Origin of the sequence: Bacillus sp. S2(2024) (assembly GCF_050474045.1) — a bacterium.
GTDB lineage: Bacteria > Bacillota > Bacilli > Bacillales > Bacillaceae_G > Bacillus_A > Bacillus_A yunxiaonensis.
Genome location: NZ_JBFLUS010000003.1, coordinates 4,062,579 through 4,082,570 on the forward strand (window position 1 = coordinate 4,062,579; position 19,992 = coordinate 4,082,570).

General features: G+C 35.9%; 22 protein-coding genes and 2 pseudogenes. 8 read left to right on the plus strand and 16 right to left on the minus strand.

Annotated elements, in window-relative coordinates:
- Positions 1–18: 18 nt before the first annotated feature.
- The 4 genes from AB1284_RS20695 to AB1284_RS20710 all read right to left on the minus strand — a co-directional run bounded on the left by AB1284_RS20695 (position 19) and on the right by AB1284_RS20710 (position 3,674).
- The gene (locus AB1284_RS20695) at positions 19–354 is read right to left on the minus strand and encodes a heme oxygenase (RefSeq protein WP_429753196.1); all 336 of its coding nucleotides are present in this window, start codon (positions 352–354) and stop codon (positions 19–21) included.
- Between the two features lie 539 nt (positions 355–893).
- Positions 894–1,412 (minus strand): PadR family transcriptional regulator, encoded by a 519-nt coding sequence (locus AB1284_RS20700; RefSeq protein ID WP_429753195.1) that lies wholly within the window; start codon positions 1,410–1,412, stop codon positions 894–896.
- Positions 1,413–1,602: 190 nt separating this feature from the next.
- Positions 1,603–2,445 (minus strand): aldo/keto reductase, encoded by an 843-nt coding sequence (locus AB1284_RS20705; protein WP_429753194.1) that lies wholly within the window; start codon positions 2,443–2,445, stop codon positions 1,603–1,605.
- Positions 2,446–2,480: 35 nt separating this feature from the next.
- Entirely contained in the window at positions 2,481–3,674 is a 1,194-nt protein-coding gene (locus AB1284_RS20710; protein WP_429753193.1) for an MFS transporter, read from the minus strand.
- A 198-nt stretch (positions 3,675–3,872) separates the two neighbouring features.
- Between AB1284_RS20710 and AB1284_RS20715 the strand changes: the two genes are divergently transcribed.
- Entirely contained in the window at positions 3,873–4,253 is a 381-nt protein-coding gene (locus AB1284_RS20715; protein WP_429753192.1) for a winged helix-turn-helix transcriptional regulator, read from the plus strand.
- Positions 4,254–4,371: 118 nt separating this feature from the next.
- On the opposite strand, the gene AB1284_RS20720 is transcribed toward AB1284_RS20715, so the two are convergent.
- Positions 4,372–5,112: an SDR family NAD(P)-dependent oxidoreductase gene (locus AB1284_RS20720; RefSeq protein WP_429753191.1), complete on the minus strand. Its 741-nt coding sequence runs from the start codon at positions 5,110–5,112 to the stop codon at positions 4,372–4,374.
- A 119-nt stretch (positions 5,113–5,231) separates the two neighbouring features.
- Between AB1284_RS20720 and AB1284_RS20725 the strand changes: the two genes are divergently transcribed.
- Positions 5,232–6,050 carry a LysR family transcriptional regulator gene (locus AB1284_RS20725; protein ID WP_429753190.1) on the plus strand — a complete coding sequence of 273 codons (819 nt, stop codon included), beginning with the start codon at positions 5,232–5,234 and terminating at the stop codon, positions 6,048–6,050.
- 4 nt (positions 6,051–6,054) lie between these two features.
- Here the strand turns inward: AB1284_RS20725 and AB1284_RS20730 are convergent, their stop codons facing one another.
- The 3 genes from AB1284_RS20730 to AB1284_RS20740 all read right to left on the minus strand — a co-directional run bounded on the left by AB1284_RS20730 (position 6,055) and on the right by AB1284_RS20740 (position 7,405).
- Positions 6,055–6,231, minus strand: a complete 177-nt coding sequence (locus AB1284_RS20730; RefSeq protein ID WP_429753189.1) for a hypothetical protein — start codon at positions 6,229–6,231, stop codon at positions 6,055–6,057.
- A gap of 563 nt (positions 6,232–6,794) precedes the next feature.
- Positions 6,795–7,130: a zinc ribbon domain-containing protein YjdM gene (locus AB1284_RS20735; protein WP_336482358.1), complete on the minus strand. Its 336-nt coding sequence runs from the start codon at positions 7,128–7,130 to the stop codon at positions 6,795–6,797.
- Positions 7,131–7,246: 116 nt separating this feature from the next.
- A complete protein-coding gene (locus tag AB1284_RS20740) occupies positions 7,247–7,405 on the minus strand; it encodes a XapX domain-containing protein (protein WP_429713855.1) in 159 nt (52 codons plus the stop codon).
- Positions 7,406–7,828: 423 nt separating this feature from the next.
- On the opposite strand from AB1284_RS20740, the gene AB1284_RS20745 reads away from it, so the two are divergent.
- Positions 7,829–7,942: a YjcZ family sporulation protein gene (locus tag AB1284_RS20745; protein ID WP_429753188.1), complete on the plus strand. Its 114-nt coding sequence runs from the start codon at positions 7,829–7,831 to the stop codon at positions 7,940–7,942.
- A gap of 154 nt (positions 7,943–8,096) precedes the next feature.
- Here AB1284_RS20745 and psiE read toward each other — a convergent pair.
- Positions 8,097–8,500: pseudogene (gene psiE / locus AB1284_RS20750) on the minus strand (phosphate-starvation-inducible protein PsiE).
- A gap of 657 nt (positions 8,501–9,157) precedes the next feature.
- Between psiE and AB1284_RS20755 the strand changes: the two are divergent.
- Positions 9,158–10,630, plus strand: a complete 1,473-nt coding sequence (locus tag AB1284_RS20755) for an MFS transporter (RefSeq protein WP_429753187.1) — start codon at positions 9,158–9,160, stop codon at positions 10,628–10,630.
- A gap of 288 nt (positions 10,631–10,918) precedes the next feature.
- Entirely contained in the window at positions 10,919–11,446 is a 528-nt protein-coding gene (locus AB1284_RS20760; protein WP_429753186.1) for a DinB family protein, read from the plus strand.
- 40 nt (positions 11,447–11,486) lie between these two features.
- Here AB1284_RS20760 and AB1284_RS20765 read toward each other — a convergent pair.
- A pseudogene (locus tag AB1284_RS20765) lies at positions 11,487–11,591 on the minus strand (carboxylesterase); the annotation flags it as partial.
- A 131-nt stretch (positions 11,592–11,722) separates the two neighbouring features.
- Positions 11,723–12,283: an NADPH-dependent FMN reductase gene (locus AB1284_RS20770; protein ID WP_429753185.1), complete on the minus strand. Its 561-nt coding sequence runs from the start codon at positions 12,281–12,283 to the stop codon at positions 11,723–11,725.
- A gap of 55 nt (positions 12,284–12,338) precedes the next feature.
- Between AB1284_RS20770 and AB1284_RS20775 the strand changes: the two genes are divergently transcribed.
- Positions 12,339–13,448 (plus strand): low temperature requirement protein A, encoded by a 1,110-nt coding sequence (locus tag AB1284_RS20775; RefSeq protein ID WP_429753184.1) that lies wholly within the window; start codon positions 12,339–12,341, stop codon positions 13,446–13,448.
- 68 nt (positions 13,449–13,516) lie between these two features.
- On the opposite strand, the gene AB1284_RS20780 is transcribed toward AB1284_RS20775, so the two are convergent.
- The 3 genes from AB1284_RS20780 to AB1284_RS20790 form a co-directional block, all read right to left on the minus strand.
- On the minus strand, positions 13,517–14,242 hold the full coding sequence (locus AB1284_RS20780) for a MerR family transcriptional regulator (RefSeq protein ID WP_429753183.1): 726 nt from the start codon (positions 14,240–14,242) through the stop codon (positions 13,517–13,519).
- 405 nt (positions 14,243–14,647) lie between these two features.
- Complete coding sequence (locus AB1284_RS20785; RefSeq protein ID WP_429753182.1) at positions 14,648–15,418, minus strand: alpha/beta fold hydrolase; 771 nt, start codon at positions 15,416–15,418, stop codon at positions 14,648–14,650.
- Positions 15,419–15,486: 68 nt separating this feature from the next.
- Positions 15,487–15,690 carry a hypothetical protein gene (locus AB1284_RS20790; RefSeq protein WP_429753181.1) on the minus strand — a complete coding sequence of 68 codons (204 nt, stop codon included), beginning with the start codon at positions 15,688–15,690 and terminating at the stop codon, positions 15,487–15,489.
- Between the two features lie 756 nt (positions 15,691–16,446).
- On the opposite strand from AB1284_RS20790, the gene AB1284_RS20795 reads away from it, so the two are divergent.
- Both AB1284_RS20795 and AB1284_RS20800 read left to right on the plus strand, forming a co-directional pair.
- Positions 16,447–17,478, plus strand: a complete 1,032-nt coding sequence (locus AB1284_RS20795; protein ID WP_429753180.1) for an alpha/beta hydrolase — start codon at positions 16,447–16,449, stop codon at positions 17,476–17,478.
- 127 nt (positions 17,479–17,605) lie between these two features.
- On the plus strand, positions 17,606–18,001 hold the full coding sequence (locus AB1284_RS20800) for a hypothetical protein (RefSeq protein ID WP_429753179.1): 396 nt from the start codon (positions 17,606–17,608) through the stop codon (positions 17,999–18,001).
- Between the two features lie 249 nt (positions 18,002–18,250).
- Here the strand turns inward: AB1284_RS20800 and AB1284_RS20805 are convergent, their stop codons facing one another.
- Positions 18,251–19,000, minus strand: coding sequence for an ABC transporter permease (locus AB1284_RS20805; protein WP_429753178.1), 750 nt, complete (start codon positions 18,998–19,000; stop codon positions 18,251–18,253).
- Entirely contained in the window at positions 19,001–19,762 is a 762-nt protein-coding gene (locus tag AB1284_RS20810) for an ABC transporter ATP-binding protein (RefSeq protein ID WP_429753177.1), read from the minus strand.
- Positions 19,763–19,992 lie beyond the last annotated feature (230 nt).

Below are 19,992 nucleotides of genomic sequence, written 5' to 3' on the forward strand. Positions count from 1 at the left end.
TCCTATAAAAAAACATATTTACTCAGAAATTGCCTCCATTACACCTGCAACTTCTGCAACAATAATTTGGTTACCTAAAATCGGTGATTCTTGCTGTGCTTCGTGAGAACCTGACTCTGGTCTTTTATGTGATTCTTTAAAAGCATCACTATTTCTCCAGTTCGTAAAGCTGTCCATGCTTTCCCAATACGTGTTTACACTGATTTCATCATGCTCAGGTAAGTTTTGTGTAATTAAAACTTCAACTTTCACAAAGCCTTCCATTTTTTGCAGTGCACCTGGACGAGTAAATGCTGGAGCCATCTTTTCTGCAAATCCTACTTTTGTTTTAATTCTGTTTGTAACAACGATCATCTTCAAAAACCTCCTTAATGTTTGAAAACTTCTTCGAATTGAATATCTGCATTACATATATACTTTTTTCATTCATCCTAATGCTAGAATGATCTCTGTTTCTACTTTCTTGGTAAATAACACTTAGCTTACTCTAGTTTACCGTCTTTCATTCGGTAGACTTTGTCACAGTATTCAAGCATGCGTTACCATAATGGTTACTTGATTTCTAAAATTTACTTCTTTTACGATAGTTGGACGACTTCATAGACTCTCTGAATATCAAGGCTTACTTTCAATTTATCTACTAGAATAATAGAATGACTGTCCATGACAGTACGAGAAATAATGTAAGTCACCCCTTTAGTTTTAAAATAACTAGTCACGTGTGACTAATTAAGGTTATTATATACACAACATTCTTATTAGTCAACCGTGACTAATAAAAACATGACTATAAATTATATCGTCATATTTAGCAACGGGATATGCAGCAAAAACACTCACATAAATAGCAAAAAAGAACCTGCTATACAGCGGTTCCATTGCCTTTAGAGCATTTAAATTTTAGAGCTAAGCGTTTCAATCGTTTTTTCAAGAAATGCAATTTCTGCTTCTAACATTGTTATTTTATGTTCTATTGCCAGATTGACTCCAATCCTCATCTCATGAGCTGGAGTTTGTTTAAACATATGAATGAACTTCTTATTTTTATTTAATCGTTCCTCTAGAGCCGGCAACGATTTTTCTAATGGAAGAAAGTCAATAAACATTAATCCTATATCACCTTGATAGTTAACACTCTCGGCTGATGATAAGTTGTCCAATAACAATTTGTAAAAATATTGCTTACCATTTTCATTAATAGAATACACCTTGCGCGATGGTCTGTTTCCTTCTTGCTCCAATTGAACATCAATGTATCCCTTTTTATGAAGTTTATCTAAAGTCGCATAAGCAGTAGGCTTTTTCATATCTGTAACTGTACTTAAATTTCTTTCAATAAATTCATTAATTTGATATCCATGCTGACTTTGGCTCATAAGCAAACCAAGCAGGACGAGCGAGCGCTGTTCCATAGAAATCATCCTTTCTAAACCATATTATAGCTGATGATGTAAATGAGAACTAGACAATAACTCAATTATCATATTATGAACCCCCCCGCACTTATCTCTTTGCGATCTTGAAGTGCGGGTTCTTCATATATCCCCTTAGATGCTTAACATGAGCAAAAGTGACACAGATAACTCCTAATAGTTCATTACATTAAAAATCAAAATTATCAGGATCTGGACCAACACGATGATCCTCATTCAAATCATCAATGCGTTTCATATCTTCTTCCTTTAACTCAAAGTCAAATACATCTGCATTTTCAACAATTCGATGTTCTTTTGTAGATTTCGGGATGGTAATAACACCATTTTGTAAATCCCAGCGTAAAATGACTTGTGCAACAGACTTGTTATAGTTGTTAGCAATTTCTTGAAGTACTTCATGATTTAGTAATTGCCCTTGCATTAACGGAGACCAGGCCTCTAACTGAATGTTATGTTCCTGACAAAATGCTTGCAGCTCTTTTTGCGTTAAGCGCGGATGGTATTCTACTTGGTTCACCATTGGTTTAATCTCTGCATCTTTCATTAAGTCTTCAAGATGATGGATTTGAAAATTACTTACTCCAATCGCTTTTACTCGTCCTTCCTTATAAAGGGTCTCTAATGCTCTCCACGCCTCTTTATATTTCCCTTCCACAGGCCAATGAATCAAGTATAAATCTAAATACTCTAGTCCAAGTTTATCTAAACTTGTCTCATAAGCAGCAATTGTGGACTCATATCCTAAATCTGCATTCCAAACTTTTGATGTCACGAATATATCTTCTCTAGAAATATTCGCTTGTTGTATTCCTTCACGAATCCCTTGTCCAACTCCTTCTTCATTTCCATAAATCGCTGCTGTATCAATACTGCGGTAGCCATGTGTAATCGCTGTTTTTACAGCATTCACTAACTCAGGACCTTCTTCTACTTTAAATACTCCAATGCCAAACCAAGGCATTTGTACACCGTTATGCAAAGTTGTTTTATCTTGTAAATGTTTCATCATTATAAATAAGCCTCCTAATTATGAAAGAAAATTTTCTATGCTGCACGTTTTTGATCGTTTTGTTCCAGCGTTTTGCTCCACCCTGTTAAAATCACAGCTCCTAAAACCATTAATGCTCCAATCCAAGGCGTATAAATGAGCCCAATCGAATCTGTAATTACACCACCTAAATAAGAACCAATAGCAATTCCAGCATTAAATGCAGCAATATTAATTGCAGATGCCACATCTACTGCACTCGGCACAAAACGTTCAGCTAACATCACGACATATACTTGTAATCCTGGTACATTCATAAACGCTAATAATCCCATTAAGATGATTGTAATAAGACCAGCTATCTTAAACGGAGCTGTGAACGTTAAAATAAAGAGCACAGCCGCTTGTGCAATAAACATATAGAATAACGCATGAATCGGATTCCGGTTCGCTGCTTTACCGCCAATGACGTTACCGATCGCAATTGCTACCCCATAAACGAGTAAAATAATAGTAACAGCTCCTGCCTTAAATCCAGTTATCTCTTGTAGTAATGGAGATAAATACGTAAAGACAACGAATGTACCTCCATAACCTAAAGCTGTAATAATGAACAAAAGAAGTAACCGACCGTTTGTAATCAAAGTAATTTGATCACGAAACGTTATTCGATTACCTTTTCGCAAATTAGATGGAACAAGAATACTGTTTGCAACGAAAGCAATGATACCTACTACAACGATCGCTACAAAAGAAGCTCTCCAGCCAAATTGTTGTCCAACAAATGTACCAATCGGAACACCTGTAACAGTTGCTACTGTGAGCCCTGTGAACATCATCGCGATGGCGCTTGCTCGGCGATTTTCTGGAACTAAATCAGCAGCAATCGTAGAGCCTATAGACATAAATAAACCATGTGAAAACGCAGAGACAACACGAGCAACTAACAACAAACTGATACTTGTTGCACTCGCGGCAATACTATTTCCAACAATAAACACAATCATAATCCAAAGTAATAAGAATTTACGTGACATACCGGATGTTAAAGAAGTTAAGATAGGCGCTCCAAATGTCACCCCTAAAGCATATAAAGAAACAGTTAATCCAGCTGTTGTAACAGTAATGTTTAAATCTTGAGCAATCAGTGGTAGTAACCCTACACTAATAAATTCTGTTGTTCCGATTGCAAAAGCACTTACAGCTAATGCCAATAGTGCCAATGTACTTCGTTTTTTATCTAAATTCATTCTTCCTCCTCCTCATCTTCTTGTTGTATCGTTCTAGCGCTTCTAAACAAACTATATAAAAACCATATGGTAAGAATCCGCTGACAAATGTTATTATGGGATATAGGAGAAATAAAGAAAAGTACGTACTTTTAAGTAATATAGGTACTAAGAGGTTATATAGGTACTAAAAAGTACCTATTAATTAGGAGGCAGAACATGGAGAAAAAAAAGTACAATATTTCCGTAGAAGCAACACTCGAAGTAATAGGAGGAAAGTGGAAATGTGTGATTCTTTGTCATCTTACTCATGGTAAAAAACGCACAAGTGAATTGAAACGTCTTATGCCAAACATTACACAGAAAATGTTAACGCAGCAATTACGTGAGTTAGAAGAAGATGGCGTCATCAATCGCATCGTTTACAATCAAGTGCCGCCAAAGGTGGAATATGAACTAAGCGAATATGGATGGAGCTTACAAGGTATTTTAGACTCTCTATGCACATGGGGAGAAAGACATATTACGAAAGTATATGGTGATAAATTTGCTGTCTTAGAGGACAATATTTTAAACGAGAAACTGAAACAACAAAATTGAAAATACACATACGAATTTCACTGTTCCGCTTTGTAACGTGAATGTTAGGAACATCTATAATGAAAAACATCCTCTTATACATAAAGTAAGAGGATGTTTTTCATTATAAACTACAACTTCAAAGCGTCTGTCCGTTATCAATTGTAAATATCTGTCCTGTAATAGACTCTTGAGTCAATTGAAACAGGATTGCCTCTGCAATCTCATCAGGTGTTGAAATTCTTTTCAGGGGTATGTTTCCCGCAAGTTGATGCATCTTCTCTTCATTGTCAGCCCACCATCTCGTATGAACTGCACCAGGAGCGATACTATTTATCCTAATCTCAGGTGCAAGTGCAATTGCTAACGATTTCGTCATCGTGTGAATAGCTCCTTTTGTTGCTGCATAAGGTACAGATGAACCTAGTCCCGTTATTCCGGCAACACTGCCTACGTTCACGATAGCACCCCATCCTTGTTTCTTCATATAAGGAACAACAGCCTTTACACAATGAAACATCCCTTTCACATTTACGTTAAAAAGAGAATTCCACACTTCATCCGTTACAGACTGTAAATCATCCATCGATATTTGCGCTGTTATACTTGCATTATTCACTAAACAATCTACTGTCCCAAAAGATTTCACAGTTTGCAGTACCATGTCCTCAACTTCTTTTTCTACCGCTACATTAGCTTTCAAAACGAGCGCTGTACCTCCGCGTTGTACAATTTCATCCCTTGTTTCTACTGCTTCTTTTTCCGAACGGCTGTAATTAATTACAACCTTCGCTCCTGCACCTGCCAATTTCAAAGCCGTAGCCTTTCCGATACCAGTACCGCCGCCTGTTATAATAACCACCTTATCTTTTATCTCCATTGCTCCTTCTCCTCTTCTTTTCCTATTTGTTATAATTGTATCTTCGCTCATACGAAAGGTATAATACGGAATAATGAAGGTGATATCATTTAAAATGATATCAGTGGAGGGATATATTTTTGGAAAGTCACGATTTATGGATTTTTAAACACGTTGCCGAATTGCAATCTATATCTAGAACTGCTGAAAAACTCGGATATGTGCAGCCAAATATAAGCCAGCGCATAAAAAGTTTAGAAGAGGAACTAGGCGTTCAATTATTCATACGTAATAACAGAGGAGTAACATTAACTGAAGACGGAAAAGTTTTATTAGATTATACAAATCAAATTATGCTGTTAATGGATGAAGCAAAAACAAAAATAAACCCAAAAAAGTGGAGGGAATCTTTAATCATCGGAGCACCCCAAACAATTTCTGCCGTGAAAGTTCCGTGGCTCTTCTCTTCTTTTTTGCGGGCAAATACAAACATTGATTTAAAAATAAAAACAAACAGTAAGCTAAAATTACAAGAAATGCTTTCTTACGGAGAGGTTGATGGAATTTTTATAAACGGTACATATAACGATTCACAGTTCGAAAATGTTTACAGTTATTGCGAAAACATTATACTCACTTCTCCAATTGAACAGCACCAACATCCAACGCTACTTATCAATAGTGATCCCAGCTGTATATATAGAAATAAACTGTTAGATTTTGCAGAGAAACAGAATTGGAAACAACCAAATATTATAGAATTTGATTCCCTTGAATCCATTCTCCAAGCTGTTCATGCAGGACTTGGTATAAGCATCCTACCAGCAGATGTTGCAGAAATGAAGACTATTCATCACGAGAAACTACCAGACAAAATTAAGATCAATTTTATTATTAAACGCGGCAAACGAAGGTCACAAAGTTTGGAGAAGTTTATTTTGTTTTTGAAGGAATTATAGTTTTTTACTTTTTCTTTAATTTGAAACCGATAAAATAAGCAAGACTAAAAGCTATAGTATACCCTAGGGATCCTAAAATGTGATCATTTGTGATGACTCCTGTATGTATATATCTAACTAACAAACCAAACGTGAAGACCATAACAGCCGCTAAAATCCATAAAACGGCCTTTGATTTCATATATTTGACCTCCTCCATCTAGACGATGCATTCCAGTACAATTACATTATATGATGAATCAAGAACGTTGAATTTCTTACAAGTACGTTTTTATTTGACCATCAAGCTATTGAACAAAAAAGTTATTCTCTCAATAAAATAGCGCTTTTTCTAAATGCAAGAATTCTTACAATAATGTAAGATTTTTGTTAGGCAATTCGATGTTTCCGCTTCTTAAATTCATGTAAGCTAACATTAAACCTAGAGAATATGATAAAGGAGCGGATTCTTATGAACGAAAATAAAGATTTATTATTCACCCAAATTGTTACTGGTTCTTGTTTAGGCGGCTTTGTGTTATTATCTAGTATTGCTGCTTTTATAAAAGTCGTTCAGCAAGTTTTCATGTAATAGCACTTATTTTTAACAACCGCTTAAAGGAGTTAGACACTGCGATGTTTACAAACTTTTATTCTTCGATATTCATTCATTTCAACAACATGATAAAAAAGAAAACAGATTAAAAAGGATTACCTCTTATAAACATACAAGGTAATCCTTTTTAATTTCTAAAAATACTTTATTTATGCCTTTTTAACAAATTCTGATTTTAATTTCATAGGTCCAAAACCATCAATTTTGCAATCAATGTCATGGTCGCCATCAACTAAACGAATATTTTTTACTTTTGTACCGATCTTTACGACTAGTGAAGTTCCTTTTACTTTAAGGTCTTTGATTACTGTTACAGAATCACCATCGTTTAACACATTTCCGTTTGCATCTTTAATAACTTTTTCATCTTCATTACTTTCCGTTTCTGAACTCCACTCATGCGCACATTCTGGACAAACAAAAAGGACTCCATCTTCGTAAGTGTATTCTGAATTACATTTTGGGCAATTTGGTAAAGTTGACATAAGTTTATTTCCTCCACTCGCTATATATACTTTTATATACTGCCATAGTCTTCTTTTATTGACAACCCTACCCGGACATAACAAAAAAAGGAAGCATAAACCCGCTTCCTTTTATGCTAACCCCAAAATAATTGAACTAACTTCATCCCGCCCCATACACCAATGATTCCCATAATTGCTGAGAAAACTGGGGGTGCAGGAATCGGAAGTTTTAATAAAGTAAATATTACTCCTACAATTAATCCTGCTAAAGTTGACATAAAGATTTCATGCATGTTACCTTCCTCCTGTTTTTCTCTAATTTGTAAATTATATATGGAACCCAGATAGTTGCTAACAAAGCTTGTATTAGCATTCCCTAAAATAGGATATTTTTCATACGTGTTGAGCTACCATTTAAACAAGGAAAACATTACCAAACTCAAATTCAGGAATCTGAATTGTCACCGGGTTCTTAGTTCGATCCAGCCGCTTAGTTCAAGATAGAAATTATGAAAGTCTTTCCTCCTATTGATTATTCACGCAATAGGGGATATCAGCTTGCTTCGAAAGAACTTCAGCAATAACCGAAAAGAAAAATAACTTCACCTTGAGGACTTGCACTGTACATATGCTTATAACATATACTGAATTTGAATCTGCCGTAAGCAAGTATGTTCCCACTGTTTTATCCCCTTATTCATGAAGGAGGAGTTCATATGGGTTTTGCTGGTTGTGGTGGTTTCGGTGGCGGGTTCGCCTTATTAATTGTGTTATTCATTCTGTTAATTATAATTGGATGTAGCTGTTTTGGAGGCGGATTCGGTTTCTAGAAAAACCAACCAACTATACGTAAAGCGAAGAGTCCTATTTATAATAGGACTCTTCGCTTTATTTAATGTTATCACACCTAACGAAAAGACCCCCATCTCGATTCTCTCTGAATCTTGAGATGAGGATCTTACTGCCCGCGAATAGCGGGATAAATTAATCTTTCTTCAAATCCCTTATTTAGAGAGATATAAAGCCACAACTAAAATGAGAATAGAGCCTGCATACAATAATGTTTCAAATGGTTCTTCATGAGAAACAATAATTAATCGAATTAGGGCCGTAATTCCTATGTAGATAAAATAACGCAGCGGAAAGTGATAATTCGATTTGAAATATTTAATAATCAATGCAATAAACTCAAAATATAAAAAGTAAACAATAATGCTTTCAACTAGTTTATACGGTGTGTATTTTTTTGATGAAAACACGTATTGTATAAATGTGAATGTTTCATTGATTAAAAAGATAGATAGAACAAGGGATAATATAATAAGAGCTATATTTAATATCCACTGTAAAATATTAGCGATATGATAATCGATTTTAGATCTTTGCATTTCATCTAGCACCCCTCTATATATATAAATTATGCTAATACATTATAGCAAAACCGCTTTACTACACAAAAGATTCCAATTTATTAATTACTATACATAATTAACAAAATATGAGTTGTACGCTTTTTTAAGTGGTGCAATTTTCAAAAGCATAAATTTTCTACAAATAAAAAGAATCCTATAATTTCCACTAATACATTATAATGGACAAATTAACAGCTAAACATATAGCACCACACTTTTTCGAGCGTATATTGATGTACTGACATAGAAAAAATATATATGGAGTTATTATTAATAAGCAAAAAAATAAACTCTCATATCAGAGAGTTTTCCATCGCGTACTTGGTTATTGAAAAAACAGCTTAAAGGGAACTGTATAATTTATTTTATCATATAGGTAACAGAAGTTATGTTGAGAAAATCTAATTCTAGTTAAGATAACAACGAAATGTTGGCGGGATCCCATATAGTAATCATTCTATATCACTGAATGAGAGGTTGTTCTATTCAAAAGTCTTTAACAAATTTTATTAAAATGGTTGTAAGCTATGTTTCCTTGCCAATCGGTTTCCTATCCATATTCATGGTTCCTTTTTAGCATTCTTTAAAAAATTTTAACCAGTAATAGTTGCGCAACTATTACTATTTAATGAGGTGTTACCCTTGAACTCTCAAACAAAAACTTTCCAAGAAGATCCCCATGTTCAGCAAAAACGCTGGACTATTTTGGTCATTCTCAATTTGTTTGTTTTTATGGCCACGCTTGATTCAAGTATTGTGAATATTGCTCTTCCGGATATTTCTAAATACTTTCAATTGTCGATTGCCAAAGCGGAATGGGTGGTTAGCAGCTATTTAATTGCTATTTGTACGCTTATTTTGTTCTTTGGCAAATTAGGAGATATGTTTGGTAAAATTAAAATATTTAAAATTGGAACAGTCATTTTTGTAATCGGTTCTCTTTTATGTGGATTTAGCATTTCCTTGTCATGGCTTGTTCTTTTTCGAATTGTTCAGGCCCTTGGTGCTTCCATGACCATGGCCAACAGCCAAGGAATTGTTACTGATATTTTCCCTGCTAATGAGCGCGGAAAAGCTCTTGGTCTTGTCGGGACGTTTGTTTCTCTCGGAGCTATTGCAGGACCGAGTCTTGGAGGACTACTAGTTTCTACTTTTGGTTGGAACTATATTTTCTGGGTTAATGTTCCCATTGGGCTGATTGCTATTATTTTTGGATGGATAATTTTCCCGAATGATCTTAACTTTTCACATGTAAAACTCGACATTGCAGGAAGTTTATTGTTCTCAATTTTTGTTGTTTCATTTTTTTCAGGGCTTTTGTTAGGACAACAAATTGGTTACACTGATATCCGGATTATTACCACTTTTGCCGTAGGGCTCATTAGCTTTATCATATTTTTATGGGTGGAATCCAAAGTATCTGAGCCTATGCTGCATCTTTCATTATTTAAAAACTCTTTATTTTCGTTAAGTATTTTGGTTGGTTTTCTCGTGTTCGTAGCAAATTTTTGTTTTAATATTATCGCTCCATTTTATACGCAAAGTATTTTAGGCCTATCACCGCTAAGTGCTGGATTTTTGCTCATGCTGTTCCCGATTACCATGTCAATCGTTGCACCAATAAGCGGAGCATTATCAGATAAAATTGGGCAGGAATTACTAACCTTTATTGGTTTACTCGTGATGGTCCTAGCACAATTTGGACTAGCTACACTTCATGACGGAAGTTCGATTACCCTGGTAGGAGTTCTTGTCGCCATGCTTGGACTTGGAAGCGGGCTTTTCCAATCACCTAATAATTCATTGGTCATGTCAACCGCACCAAGATCTATGCTCGGTGTAGTAGGAAGTGTCAACTCACTTGTTCGAAATATCGGAATGGTAGTGGGGATTTCCGTTGCCACTACTACCTTGTTCAGTGTCATGAGCGCAAAAGCTGGATACCGAGTTACAGGGCTCATCCCTAATCGTCCAGATATTTTTCTTGAAGGGATGCATATTGTTTTTATCGGTTCAGCTTCCATCTGTTTAGTTTGTGCCTGTTTAACAGGATGGAGGTTACTACAATCACGTGCCGCTCGTAATCGCGGTATCACAAGACAATAAGAAGTTTTTCGTCAAAGGCACCTCTTTTTTGAGGTGCCTTTTTAGCTGTATTACATGTAACAGAGCTATTTCGTGTTGTTGATGCTATCCCTAGTAGGATTATTTGAGTTACAACTTCATTATTCTTTTTCTATCCATATCAAAAAAGAAATGAAAGTAATTGTTATAATAAATGTTCACCAAAAACTAATGTATAATAATATAAATGATTTACAACTTTTTTAAAGGATTTTATGAAGGTAATTTTTGGAATATACTTTTGTATCATGAGCGAGAGGAGGAAATTATGTGAACTTTAATGTAAATGAAGCTGTTGAGGTTCTTGATCGCACACCACAAACATTGGAGTATTTTTTATCTGGTTTATCTGATGGATGGTTGCACTGCAATGAAGGAAAAGAAACATGGAATGTCTCTGAAGTGATTGAACACCTCATTGAGGGAGAGAAAAACAATTGGATACCGAGACTAGAGTTTATTCTCCAGGAAGGTGAAAGTAAACCTTTTCCTCATTTTGATCGTTTTTCCCACTTAAACAATAAATCTCAAGGATCTATTGAAGAAAAATTATTTGAGTTTAAAACCATTAGAAAATACAACATAAACAAACTTACATCACTTATTGATTCTGAACTACAACTTGAATTGACGGGATACCATCCTGCATTTGGTGTAGTGAAGGTAAGAGAATTAATTTCAACATGGGTTGTTCATGATTTAACGCATATTTCTCAAATCGTTCGTGTTATGTCTGAAAGGTACAGAGAAGACGTTGGCCCATGGGATGCATATTTAAGTGTATTAAAAAAGAAATAACAAAAATCATCGATTCCTGATACATTTCCATTAAAAATTAATTCAATTCTTTCGTGCGAAAAATCAGATTTTCTTCATCAAAAACCCCTTCAGCAATGCGGCAAAAAAAACGAGCCATCCCATGGCCTAATACATTTCTTCATACTCTTAACAGCCAAGAATCGTTCGAAATCATACTATCAATATTACCGCTCGCGAATAGCGAGATAAATTGTATTCTGTTCCTCGCGTTCCATGAAGAAGGAGAATAGGGGCATTAAAATTTTGCCCCTTTTGTTAATCTAGAACAGGAGTGTGATCAATCCAATGAATAAATTGTTGTAAATAACGCTGAAGATATTGTTTTGTTTTTTCGTCAGTAAGCACTTTTTGATCGGAATCGATTTTTTCATGTACTTGCGAAATCAGCATTTTTTGAAATGGAAGAACATGAACTTGCATGGCTTCTAGTATTTGTCTGATTTGCATTTGAGCAAAGGCGGTACCTAATCCGCCGGGAGTTGCTCCGATTAAGCCAACTGGTTTTCTACTAAGAACAGAGGATTTCGAAGGTCTTGACGCCCAGTCCAATGCATTTTTTAACGCACCCGGAATGCCAGAATTGTATTCTGGACTAACGATAATAATACCGTCAACTTCTTGAATAGATGACTTAAATGATGTTACTGCTTCTGGATCTCCGCCTACTTCTAAATCTTCGTTAAATAGAGGAAGCTCTTTTATCTCGATCCAACGAAACTGAACAGAATCACTCATATCTGTCAATGATTGAGCTATGATTCGATTATAAGAATTTTTTCTTAAACTGCCGCACATAAGGCCAATCGTTTTAGTCATTTCAATTCCCCTCCTTGTTCAAAGTTACCTTTCATGATACTATACTCTATCAAACATGGAAAGGAGTGCTAAAAATGGAAGAAAAAAAGTTACATGGTTAGAACTTTTTTATGACCTGCTATTTGTAGCAGCAGTTGCAACTACCACTCAAGTTCTCGTTCATGTTGAAAAGGGATATATTCACCCAGAATATTTATTAAAGTTCGCTCTCATGTTTATTCCGATATGGTGGTCTTGGACTGGACAAACAATGTTTACAAACCGGTATGGCCAAGATTTTTTACATCAACGTATGTTTATGATTCTTCAAATGTTGTTTGTTCTTATTATGACATCCAGCTTATCGGTAGATTTTGATCAATACTATCTCTCCTTTCTGATTGGTTATATTGGATTAAGAGCACTAACAGCTATCCAATATCTTGTTGTTCAAAAGTTAGAAGAAGGTAATCGAAAAAAGGTGGCTCGCTTTTTAGGAAGAGGGTTTTGGCTTGGAATCATAATCTCATTTTTTTCCCTCTTTTTTGATTCATGGATTCGATACGCCTTGTTATATGCAGGAATTATTGTGGATATTATTGTACCTATTTTCGGACGCAAGTATTTGGTGAAAGCTCCGCCAAATACAACTCATTTATTAGAACGGTTTGCTTTATTAACATTAATCCTTTTTGGAGAATCGGTCGTCAGCACCATTTCTGTGCTGCAGCCGCAAAAAGGGGATTGGCATTCAATCTCATTTTCGTTTATTTCATTTATTCTTATTATTTCTATGTGGTGGCAGTATTTTGATAATGTAGAGAAGAAAGTGGATAAATCAATCCAAACAACCGGCCAAATCATTATTTACGGTCATTTGTTTATTTTAATGTCTTTAAGCATGATTGCTGCATCTATTAAGTTGCTGTTTTTACAAGAGGTTCGTTATTTGTTTATCTTGTATTTTGTATTCGGTTCTGTATTACTCTATTTCATTGCAACTTCTATTGTTTTTCATCAATACAGATATGAAAAACATCGTTTGAAATATTATCACTTAGGGCTATTTTTAGGTATTTTAGCCATCTTTTTTATTATTGATTTAATAGTAATGGTTCCGAACATTGTCATAATGGGAGAATTAACCCTGTTCTTTATCATCTATGCTAAATTAACAACTACGTGAATAACCCCCTCCCTCTGAACCTTGAGGTGGGGGTCTTACTGCCCACGAATAGCGGGATAAAGATGAATTTAACTGTGTGATATAGCCTTCTTGATGTAGTCAGAAAGCTGGCTATCTATCCCAAATTTCTCTCCTATTTCAGGATTCTCTCTATAATAACGTTCAGCTGCTTTAGATATCTCAGGATCCTTAAAAGTCAACTTATTGAGGTATTCATTCCATCGCTTTGCCAATTGTGTTACATCTAGGTTTTCAGGTGGTGTCCCTTTCTCATATTCCGCGCGTATCTTTGCAGTTATTTCAGACCATTCACTTACATATTGCTTTCTTTTCTCTAATCCCATCTGTTTGAATATCTTTTCCTGTTGTTCTTGGGTAAAATATTTATCTTTACTCATATGAATCACCTCAATTAAATTTATAAATTGTTCTGCGCTCACTTCTTGTTGACTGTTAAGCAGCTCGTATATTCTTTCCAACCGACTGCACAATTGATCTTGTATCCGAATCGACTCTTTTACACTTTCTAGTTGTACTTTTATAACTTCGGCCGGATTCAAATTTGGATTTTCCATCATCTCTTTAATTTCACCTAAAGCAAAACCTAACTGCTTAAGTGACATAATTTGTTGCAGCTTGGCAATATCCGTTTCAGTGTAGATTCTATGTCCCTTATCAGAAGAATGCGAAGGAGAAAACAACCCAATTTTGTCATAATAATGGAGCATCCGTACCGTAAGCCTGGTTTGCTTGGCTAACTCTCCAATTTTCCAAGTGTTTTTATTCAGAATCAACCCCTCATTTCGTACGAATTATTTTAGCCGGCAACATTACTATACAACCTGACATAGTGTTAGGTTCAAGTACCTCTTTTAAATTTTTTTGTTGTTTATATTTATAATAAATGATGTCACTTTACATTAGCTGATAATGATTCATTTCCAAAACTTTAAGGAAGCATATCCTTGCACAACAAAAAAGGAAGCATAAACCTGCATTTTATGCAAAGTTATACTTCCTTTAGGGCTAAATGAAGTTTGTTAATACCAATAACGCTGATTATGTAAATGAACAGTACTTCCTGTAATATTCGATATTTCGCTATTATATAAGCCACCTATCAAGTATAAGGAGGTACAAACTCTTATTCATGCATGTAATAATCTTTCAGCAGCATGAATAAGAGTTATAACAAGTTATTAAAGAACTGAATATTTATTGTTATCCTTTACCATACTTAACATATCTCTTATTACACCAACAACAACTTGTGGTTGATCAGCATGTATGACATGCCCAGCATCTTCAACAACAATATGTTTGTTATTAGTTGATAAGTTAGCAAGCTCTCTTTGGAATCTCATCCAAGCAGCCATAGATTCCACTGTATGAAAAGGCTGCAAACCACCCGTTACAACAATAAGTGGAATGTTCCCAAAAGATTTAGAAGTACGAACTTGTTCTAAACTTTCTTCAACCTCATGAAGAGAACCTTCTAAAGTAAATTGATTAAAATACGCTTCCTGAACTTCTTTTGTAAATAAATAAGGCAATATTTTATTTTGATCCTCGTGAGTTGAGTCTAAGAGGATTACTCCTGCAACTTCCTCTGGATATGTACTTGCAAATAATCTTATGTTTAACCCTCCAAATGAGTGTCCTACTAATACATATGGAGGTTTTACACCTGCTTTTTTTAGTAATACACGTAAATTCTCAACACTTTGTTGACTATGACGAGGTCTGTCATCCATTCCACTTTTTCCAACACCAGCTCTATCATAAATAAATAGTTTTGAGAACTTTGAAACCTCATCTCTAATCGGATTCCAGCTTTCTAAAGTAGCTCCATACCCAGAATCAAAAACTAGAGTTGGATCTTCATTATGTTCCCCTAACAATTCATAGTATAATTCAATACCACCTATATCTAGTCTTTTTCCCCGTTCATTCCCAATACATTCACTCATATCCAATCCCCCATTTTTCATTTTGCTATAAAAAGAGGTTTTATTTTGATTTGTTTTAAACATTGAATTTATTTTTTAAATAATTGTGGTTCTTCAACTTTAAAAGATTGAACTTCTCCACATTCTAAACAAAATGTAGTTAATAACTTAGAACGAACTCCGCTTTTAAAAATGGTACTAGATATATTTTCACAAACATATGCATGGTATCCAAATCCAACTTTTCCTTCTTTTAAATTGGTAGAACCACAATTTTTACATTTATTATTCATGTTATAATCCACCCCTTTTACTTATATTAACATGTAACAAAAAAGGAATTTACCTAATATTTGTTAAAAACATCAATAAATAACCTATTAGGAATAAAAAGGATAAATATAACATCTCCTAATTGAGCAAACATCTATTCAGAAAATCCTTCCTTAACATACAAAGAAACGATTAACTTGTATCCTTTCCCATAATGGTATTGTGACCTCTATAAAATAGTAAGTAAAAAACGGCTTACTTTTTAAGCATAAAGCTGCCGGAAACCTTTTGTTTTTAAACAATTTTCCATGACTTCCTATGAAAAATGAAAGTATAAGTTTACCGCGGGCTAATCATTAATTCATAAGCTTGCCGTTAGTTTATGCAAGCTTTTATACATATGGAGTATAGGAAATTGGTTAAAATACGGAATATGTTTTTATAAATCATTATATTCGAAATCAACTGACATTCCACTTTTCTTAAATGGTATAATTAGGTAAAAAAGAAGAGTGGATGTGTCATGAATAAAAAACAGGTTGGACTAATGTGATTGGTTTAATCTAGTTAGGAACTATCGGGGCACTCTTATCTGTTTGTGCTAGGCTGATTCCTAACAATATTGTGTCCTTGGGAATCCTTGCTGTTGGAATGATGATTACATTTGGGGCTTCTCTTACAGGGCTTTCCTTACTTAGAAAAAACAGATTGCAAGAACAGATAACACTGATGGTTCACTAAGCCAATTTTTCATACGAGAAGCAGAAAGGAGTCATATGAAAAATATAAAAAAATTAATAACATTTATCGGAGTAATTATTATAGTATTGCTAACTATTGCACTTTTTTCCCCTACATGGACTTCGCATATAAAAGGTCATAACAGTATAAGTGCATTAGAACAAGTAGAGATAAATGGAAGTAGTCATGAAATTATGATACGTGGCAAAGATAAGGATAATCCAGTTATTATTTTTGTACATGGAGGACCTGGATGTCCAGAAATACCATATGCCCAGAAATACCAAAACTTATTAGAAAATAGTTTTACGGTTGTTAATTATGATCAAAGAGCTAGTGGAAAATCGTATCATTTTTTTGAGGACTATTCTAATCTTTCATCAGACTTATTAGTGAAGGACTTACTGGCTATGACGGATTATATATCAAAACGTCTTGGCAAAGAAAAGGTAATACTAATTGGTCATTCTTATGGTACATATATTGCAACGCAAGCTGCCTATAAAGCACCTGAAAAATATGAAGCATATATTGGTATTGGACAAATGAGTGATACAGTAGAAAGCGAGATTGACAGTTTGAACTACTCTATTAATCAAGCTCAAAATGCTGGCAATAAAGATGATGTTTTATCTTTACAAGGGTTAACTGAAAAAATCAAAAATGGTGATACATTTATCCCACGAAATTATGTTATGAAATATGGTGGGAGTTCAAGACTTATTGATAACCCCGATGGCAATAACATAGATATGTTATTCAGTAGTGAATATAACTTATTAGATGTAATCCGTTATAACTATGGGTTAGCTTATTCTCAACAGATTTTGTTAAAAGAAGTATTAAAAAATCCATTGCCTACTTTAGTAACAAAACTTAAATTGCCATGTTATTTTGTAATGGGTAAATATGACTATATGACTTCCTCTAGTGCAGCAAAAAAATATTTTGATATGATTGAAGCCGATAAAAAAGAATTTATAGCCTTTGAGAAATCAGCTCATTATCCACAATTTGAAGAGAAGGAAAAATTTTATGAATGGATGCGCAATACATTTATAAAATAACTACAATTGAGCTAATTTCATAATCCCAAGTCCAGTCAAATTAAGGACTATCGGTTAACTTTAGGAACAATTTAGTGTCAAATGTGCTTAAACTAACGGGTACTTTAGTGCAAAAAGGGGGGATCTGATGAAATACCAATGGCGTAACTTGATAACCATATTTCTAATATGCTCTTTTCTCACAGCTTGTTCGGAATCAAAACCTTTGCAGGTAACAAACATTACTCTAGATAAAAATAAGTTGTTTTTTAGTGATGCTCACAATTTAGGTATTCTAGATCTGAACCAGGATGATTTATCATTAGTAAAAAATAAAATATTCCTTCAAAGTCTCAATTATGACAAAAAGAAAAAACAAATCGTGGTCCCTGGGTATTCCCCTGATTCCAACTTTGCTGGATTATTATATTTTAATGGAGATAAAACAGAAGAAGTTAACTTTTTAAATCAAGAAAAAGGTTTTGCCCCTATCCAGTTGTACCAAATTGTAGATTTAGAATACAGTTTGATTAAAGTGAATTAAAAACCTTTATTTAACAGATAATACAAAAATTCCTTCTTAAAAAAGATTGATCAAAATGGAATTACTCTTTTCAACAAAATATGAGATGTTTATAAAAAAGTTTGATCATTTCTACCTATGTTGTTCAACAATCATTACCCTGAGAACACGACAAATAATGAAAGCACGGAAAATTTTCCCGTGCTTTTCCAAACATATATTTTATTTCGGAAGATTTAGTTGCCACGAGATATCGAACCAATGGTGTACTTACCCTAACTGGCGTTTAAATGCTTTACTGGCGAAGAAGTAAGCGAGGACCATGATACCGACGCACCAAGCAAGCGCGATCCAGATATCGTTGCCAACAGACCCTTTATATAAGAGGGCACGAATCGCATTCACAATTGAAGTCACGGGCTGGTTCTCAGCGAACGCACGGACAATTTTAGGCATAGTTTCGGTGGGGACAAAGGCCGAACTGATAAACGGCAGGAAAATCAGCGGGTACGAGTAGGCTGTCGCCCCTTCCATAGATCTCGCTGTCAATCCCGGAATGACAGCCAGCCATGTCAGCGCCAGCGTAAACAGCCCGAGTATCCCAGCTACCGCGAGCCAATCCAGGATATCAGCGCTGGAACGGAAGCCCATCAAGAGCGCGACGAGGATAACCACCACGATTGTAAGCGCATTGGAAACAAGCGAGGTCAATACGTGAGCCCATAATACCGACGAGCGCTTAATGGGCATGGTAATGAACCGTGCCATCAGCCCGCTCTTTACATCCGTAAACAGCCGCACGGAAGTGTAAGCGACGCCGGATGCGATAGCCATCAGCAAGATTCCCGGCAATAAATAATTGACGTAGTTGTCCGTGCCTGTCTTTATGGCGCCGCCAAATACATAGACAAACAGCAGCATCATCATAATCGGCGTAATCGCCACTGTGATAATCGTATCCGGGCTGCGCATGATGTTGCGCATTAAACGCCCTAGTAATACCCCTGTTTTGCTTTTCATTTACATCCCCTCCTTTTTGCCGATGATCGCGAGGAAAATTTCCTCTAATGTCGGTTGCTTCTCGATGTACTCCACTTTCGCTGGCGGGAACATCTCTTTGAGTTCGGTAAGGGTACCGGTCGTGATGATTTTTCCGCCATGCAGGATGGCGATACGGTCTGCCAGTTGTTCAGCTTCCTCCAGGTACTGGGTTGTCAGCAAGATGGTTGTGCCGCCGCCGGCAAGCTCCTTGACGGTATCCCAGACTTCAATCCGCGCTTCGGGGTCAAGCCCTGTCGTCGGTTCGTCGAGAAAAATGACTGCTGGCGTCCCGATTAGGCTCATGGCGATGTCAAGCCGGCGCTTCATCCCGCCGGAATACTGGTCTGCCCGGCGGTTGGCCGCATCGGTCAGGCTGAATCTCGCAAGCAGATTGTCGGCGACTTGAGCGGGATTGGAAACTCCACGCAACTTGGCAATCATCATCAGGTTTTCCCGCCCGGTGAGCATGCCGTCTAAAGCCGCGAACTGCCCTGTCAGGCTGATGCTCTGGCGAACATGATCCGGTTGACGCTGGACGTCAAAGCCGCAAATACCTACTTCGCCGCCATCAAGCTTCATCAGCGTCGAGAGGATGTTGACTGTCGTCGTCTTGCCCGCTCCATTTGAGCCCAGCAGTGCGAAAATTTCGCCACGCCGCACCTCAAAATCCACCCCCTTTAAAACTTCCTTGTCTTTAAAAGATTTTTTTAACCCTTTTACAGAAATCGCTGCATTGCTCATACTTTTTTCCTCCTTATAAAGTGAAACTTTAATCAGTGGGGGGGTTCTTCATCCCCACTGATTATTAGTTGAACCAATCGGGCTTTTACGGGCAGTTTATCTCCCACCTAACTTCTTTAGAAAAGCGGAAGCGGCTCGCTCAGAATCGCAGGACGTTGGAGCCCCCGACAGAGATGCGCTTTTTGCCTCGTACGAGGGGGCGAAACGACCGGAGATTCTAGCCGCTAGAG